The organism is Streptomyces sp. NPDC001744, from assembly GCF_042892575.1.
In the GTDB taxonomy this organism is placed as follows: Bacteria; Actinomycetota; Actinomycetes; order Streptomycetales; family Streptomycetaceae; genus Streptomyces.
In genome coordinates, this window is sequence record NZ_JBIAUG010000049.1 from 1 (window position 1) to 5,052 (window position 5,052).

Genomic DNA, 5,052 nt, shown 5'->3' on the forward strand with positions numbered 1-5,052 from the left:
CCCTCAGCAGCCGCTCGAACTGCCGCATCCGCAGACCCGTGAACGTCTCCACCCACAACGGCTCAGCCCTCAACACCCCACGCATACAAGGAAAAAGCCCGCCTCAAAGCCTTCTGCAACACGCTTTAGGACGTGTTTCGAAAGTCCCGTCTGCCCGGCGGCGCCCGGCACGCACGCTCGCGGCGTTGTCGGGGTCGCCCCGATACATCCAGTATCGGGGCGACCCTCCGCCTTGCGATCGCACGCACCGGACACCCGCCCATCAGCCGAGTCAACAACGCTGCGAGTCAATACACCTAGCTCGTCCGGTAGTACGCCAGGAACATGTCCACGCCCCGCTCGATCAGCCGCTCCGTCAGGTCCGGTGACAGGCGGTCGCCGTATGTGCTGTGGACGACGTGCGGGTACAGCACGAGGGCGTAGAACTGGATGATCGCGACCTCCAGGTCGGGGATCTCCAGATCCGGCGTGGCGTGCAGCGCGGTGCCGAGGGGCTCCGCGAAGCGCTCCGGGCCCTGTTCGCGCCAGGCGCGTCCCAGGCTGGGGAAGCGGCGGGTCTCCGCGGCGATCAGGGTGCGCAGCCGCAGGACGTCGTCCTGGGCGATGCCCTGCACCCAGCCGCGGGCGGTGGCGATCAGGACCTCGCGGATGTCGTCGTCCGCCTCCAGTTGCCGGCTCATCTCCTCGGCGGTGGTGCCCAGCGCCTGCTCCAGCGCGTCGCCGATCACGTCGGCGAAGAGCTCCTCTTTGCTGCCGAAGTGGTTGTACACCGTCATCTTCGACACGCCCGCCCGAGCGGCGATCTGATCGACGCCGGCACCGAAGCCGTGCTCGAGGAATTGTGCGCGCGCGGCGCCGATGATCGCCGCGCGTTTGCGGGCGGCGCGGTCGCCGGAGGGGTGGGTGCGTTCGTTCACCGGAGTCAGCCTAGCAGCCGAAGTGGACTCTTGAGTACAACTGGACTGTGCCGTACAGTCCAGTTCTGTTCGAGTGACACCGACCCGACGGAGCAGCCTGCCGTGAATCACCTCAACGTCCTTGCCCTCTCCGGAAGTCTGCGCACCGGCTCCCACAACACGGCGCTGCTGCACGCCGCCGCCGAGCTTGCTCCCGAGGGTGTCGCCGTCGACATCTACGGCGGGCTGCGCGCCATCCCCCCGTACGACATGGACCTGGACACCCCGGACGCGCGCCCCGCCGCCGTCCGCGAGCTGCGCGAGCGGATCACCGCCGCGGACGCCCTGCTGATCGCAACCCCCGAGTTCAACTACTCGATACCCGGCGTGCTGAAGAACGCCATCGACTGGGTCAGCACCGACTGGACCGGCACCGAGGGCCTGCCGCTGCACCGCAAGCCGGTCGCCATCGTCGGCGCGTCCCCGTCGGCCTTCGGCTCCGTACGGGCCCAGCTGGCGCTGCGGCAGGTGTTCGTGTGGACCGACTCGGATCTGGTCGTCAAGCCCGAGGTCATGGTCTTCCGCTCGCACGAACGCTTCGACGGGTCCGGCCGGCTGGCCGACCCCGTCACCCGCGAGCTGCTGTCCGACCTGCTCGGCACCCTGGTGGCCAAGGCCGCGGACCGGCAGCCGGCGGGGGCCCGACGATGACCATCACGACAACAGGCACGACAGTGGTGCACGGCACCGCGGCCGAGGAGTTCAGCGCGGTACGGGACGCCTTCGGCGTCGTCGCGGCCGGTGAGCCCGGGCTGAGCGCGCAACTGTCCGTGCGGCTGCACGGGCGGGACGTCGTCGATCTCTGGACGGGGCCCGGGGTGACCGGGGACTCGCTGCTCGCGCTGTACTCGTCCGGCAAAGGCGCCGCCCATCTGCTGGCCGCGCTGCTGGTGCAGGACGGCGCGCTGGAGCTGGACCGGCAGGTCGCGCGCTACTGGCCCGAGTTCGCCGCCGAGGGCAAGGGCGGGCTCACCGTCCGCGAGCTCCTCTCGCACCGGGCCGGCCTGATCGGCGTCCCGGAGGGCTTCAGCACCGCGGAGCTCGCCGACGACCAGCGGCTCGCCGAATGCCTCGCGGGGGCGCGCCCGTACTGGACACCGGGGGAGGGGTACGGCTACCACGCCTTCACCATCGGCGCGCTCATCGGTGAGGTGGCGCGGCGGGTCACGGGCAAGAGCCTGCAGCGGTTGTACGACGAGCGGTTGCGGGAGCCGTACGGGCTGGACTTCTACCTCGGGCTGCCGGAGGCCGAGGAGTCGCGCCATCTGCCCGTACAGCCGCTGCCGCCCGAGCAGCAGGCGCAGGCGGACGCGCAGGCCCCGGCGCCGGACTCGCTCACCGGCATCGCCTTCAACCTGCACGCCGACCCGCCCACCGACCTGGCGGACTTCGCCGGCATCCGGTCCGTACGGGCACAGGGGCCGGCGTCATCCGGCAGCGTCGGCACCGCGCGCGGCCTCGCCAAGCTCTACGCCGCCGCGATCTCGCCGGTGGACGGGCGCCCGCCGCTGCTCACCGCCGGCACGCTCGCGGAGTTCACCACCCCGCATACGCCGGGGGTGGACCTGGTCACCGGAGAGGAGGGGCACTTCCTGCTCGGATTCGAGGCCCAGCACAAGCGCTATCCGGGCCTGGGCACCCGGGCCTTCGGCCACAGCGGGGCGGTCGGTGCACAGGCCCTCGCCGACCCGGACAGCGGGATCGCGTACAGCTACACGCGGCGGCGGTTCGCGTACGGCGGGGGCGGGGGCGCCGCCGAGAACCGGCAGCTGGTCGCGGCCGTGGCGAGCAGCGTCGCGGCGCTGCGGCGCTGAGTGCGGGGGCGGGCCGCCCGAATTGAGGCGGCCCGCCTCCGGCATCAACTGCGCGCGCCGACGGCTTCCTTCGCCGCCGTATCCGCCGACCGTGCCGCCGTCTCCCCGCCCGGCGTCCGCTCGAAGCGCCCGGCGACCACCAGCAGCACCGCCATCGCCGCCGCGACGAACACCGCCGTGCGGATGCCGTCCGTCGTCGCCGACCGCGGCGCCTCGCCGGTCTGGTCGTGCACGCCGGAGTTGGCGATGGCGACCAGTACCGCGAGGCCGACCGCGCTGCCGACCCGCTGGCCGGTGGAGGCCGTGCCGGAGGCGACGCCCTGCTGCTGCGTCGGCACGGTGGCGGCCGCGGCGGCGAACACCGAGGTGAAGACGATGCCCCGGCCGAAGCTGTAGAGCAGCATCGGCGCCATCAGGGAGCCGTCTTATGTCACCGACCGCACCCAGCCAGGCTCGCCGCCTGAGAGCGGCCGGCGCGAATTCCCCACGTACGGCCAGTTGGCGTGTCACTCTCCGTGTCGTTGACGCCGTCCGGGCAGGGGCAGTGCGTCGTCACTCGCATGGCAGTATCTGCCGGTGCGGCTGCACCATCTGACAGGATTCGATCATGGACATGCACAGTGTGTTGCTCTATGGGTGCGCGGTGGTCGTGATCGTGTCGGGCAGCCAACTCCTGGCGACGCTCGCCACGAAGGGCTGCGAGGAGACGCATCCTCCCCTGGCCTTGCTGCGGGCGTGGCGGCAGCCCGTCCCGAGAGCCGCCGCGGGGCTGGTGGCCGCCATGGTGGTGCTCGGCGTGGCCCAGACGGCCGCCCCCTCCATGATCGATGCGCTCGAGCGGCATCCTCATGGTGCGTGGTGGCGAGCCGTGACCGCCTTGCTGGTGCAGTCATCGGGCTGGTTCCAACTCCTGTTCAACCTGGCCGCGCTCGTGGTTGTCGCTCCGCTCGCCGAGCGGCAGTTCGGCTCCTGGCGGACGTTGCTGGTCTTTATGACAAGCGGCGTGACGGCGCAGGCGGTGAGCATGGCCGGCTGGAGCCTCCAAGGAGGCGGGGACTCCGTGGCGATCTGCGGCCTCGTGGGCGCGCTCGCCACCTGGTACGCGGCGCGCGGCGGCGTCGTTGCCCTGCGGCGGGTGGCGCTCCTCATCCCCGCCGCAGGTCTTGTCCTTTGCCTCCTCACCAACAACCACGGCGTGGGCCTTCTTGTCGGCGGCGCGCTGGGAGTCGGACTGGCAATTCCTGCCCGCTCGTCCCTGGCGGTCTGACTCGGCGTGACGGCCGGCGGCCGGATGGTTCCCCAGGGATTGGCCGCCTGTGGGGAATGACAACTGGCCACTGGCACCGCCCCTTCGAGTGGCGACGAGAACACGCGTCTGACAAGTCGGCTGTGCTCTCGCGCCGGTATTCAAGGCACAACAGCGAGCGTACGGACCCAGCGGCCGGCGAGATTCACCGCGGAACGGCCAGGCTGGTTCGTCCGGACCGCTTCCGCTGGCGAGGCCATCGTTGATGATGTCCATGTGACTCACCGCATCAGCGCTCTGATCTCGGCCTTCGGTGTTCTTGGCAGCGTGATGCTGCTGGTTGTTGCCGTTCGTGAGTACCGCTCTGGGGCCTCGGTCCTCTGGCTCGTCGGTGGAGCCGTGATCTTCCTCGGCGCTTCGTGCACGCTCGTGCGGGACGCGCGGCGACTCCGCACTGGGCCGACCGCCTGACAGCGGCGCTGTTCCCACCAGCCCCGCTGCCGACTGCCGACCGCTGGTCTTCGTGCTCACCGCCGGACAGGCCGGTGACGCACCCGCCTTCGCTCTCGTCATGGCCCGCCTTCGCGTCCCTCGACGGCGAGGACGGCCCCGCACCGGGCCGGACGCGGTCCTGGCGGACAAGGCATACTCCTCCCGCGCGATCCGCGAACACTTGCGCAAGCGCGGTATCCGGACGGTCATCCCCATTCCGGCCGATCAACGCGGTCACCGGCTGCGGCGCGGCAGCCGGGGCGGCAGGCCACCCGCCTTCGACCGCGAGGCGTACAAGCAGCGCAACACCGTCGAACGCTGCATCAACCGCTTGAAGCAGTGGCGGGGCATCGCCACCCGCTACGAGAAGACCGCGACCACCTACCTGGCCGGACTCCACATCGCGGGCATCTTCCTCCGGTCAGCGCGGTGATCCAAACGAAACTGCCTAGGGCGTGTCCGACGGGTCGAGTGACTCGCCGAGGGGTGAATCGTTCCGCTTGGTGTGGGGCGTGGTGATCTCTCCGATGCCGAGTGGGCTCAG

At 70.8% G+C, this 5,052-nt stretch carries 6 protein-coding genes and 2 pseudogenes; 5 read left to right on the forward strand and 3 right to left on the reverse strand.

The window, feature by feature from the left end; genetic code table 11:
• A pseudogene (locus ACFYZY_RS29905) lies at positions 1-85 on the reverse strand (IS5/IS1182 family transposase); the annotation flags it as partial.
• Positions 86-296: 211 nt separating this feature from the next.
• A complete protein-coding gene (locus tag ACFYZY_RS29910) occupies positions 297-917 on the reverse strand; it encodes a TetR/AcrR family transcriptional regulator (protein ID WP_388700381.1) in 621 nt (206 codons plus the stop codon).
• A gap of 102 nt (positions 918-1,019) precedes the next feature.
• Between ACFYZY_RS29910 and ACFYZY_RS29915 the strand changes: the two genes are divergently transcribed.
• Both ACFYZY_RS29915 and ACFYZY_RS29920 read left to right on the forward strand, forming a co-directional pair.
• Positions 1,020-1,607: an NADPH-dependent FMN reductase gene (locus tag ACFYZY_RS29915; protein ID WP_388700384.1), complete on the forward strand. Its 588-nt coding sequence runs from the start codon at positions 1,020-1,022 to the stop codon at positions 1,605-1,607.
• The gene (locus tag ACFYZY_RS29920) at positions 1,604-2,770 is read left to right on the forward strand and encodes a serine hydrolase domain-containing protein (RefSeq protein WP_388700387.1); all 1,167 of its coding nucleotides are present in this window, start codon (positions 1,604-1,606) and stop codon (positions 2,768-2,770) included. The genes ACFYZY_RS29915 and ACFYZY_RS29920 overlap by 4 nt, the downstream gene beginning before the upstream one ends.
• Before the next feature lie 44 nt (positions 2,771-2,814).
• Here ACFYZY_RS29920 and ACFYZY_RS29925 read toward each other — a convergent pair whose 3' ends face one another.
• A complete protein-coding gene (locus tag ACFYZY_RS29925; RefSeq protein WP_388700389.1) occupies positions 2,815-3,183 on the reverse strand; it encodes a hypothetical protein in 369 nt (122 codons plus the stop codon).
• A 194-nt stretch (positions 3,184-3,377) separates the two neighbouring features.
• Between ACFYZY_RS29925 and ACFYZY_RS29930 the strand changes: the two genes are divergently transcribed.
• The 3 genes and pseudogenes from ACFYZY_RS29930 to ACFYZY_RS29940 form a co-directional block, all read left to right on the forward strand.
• Positions 3,378-4,037: a rhomboid family intramembrane serine protease gene (locus tag ACFYZY_RS29930; RefSeq protein ID WP_388700391.1), complete on the forward strand. Its 660-nt coding sequence runs from the start codon at positions 3,378-3,380 to the stop codon at positions 4,035-4,037.
• 255 nt (positions 4,038-4,292) lie between these two features.
• Entirely contained in the window at positions 4,293-4,487 is a 195-nt protein-coding gene (locus ACFYZY_RS29935; protein WP_388700394.1) for a hypothetical protein, read from the forward strand.
• Positions 4,468-4,941: pseudogene (locus tag ACFYZY_RS29940) on the forward strand (IS5 family transposase); the annotation flags it as partial. The gene ACFYZY_RS29935 and the pseudogene ACFYZY_RS29940, both read left to right, overlap by 20 nt.
• Between the last annotated feature and the right edge of the window lie 111 nt (positions 4,942-5,052).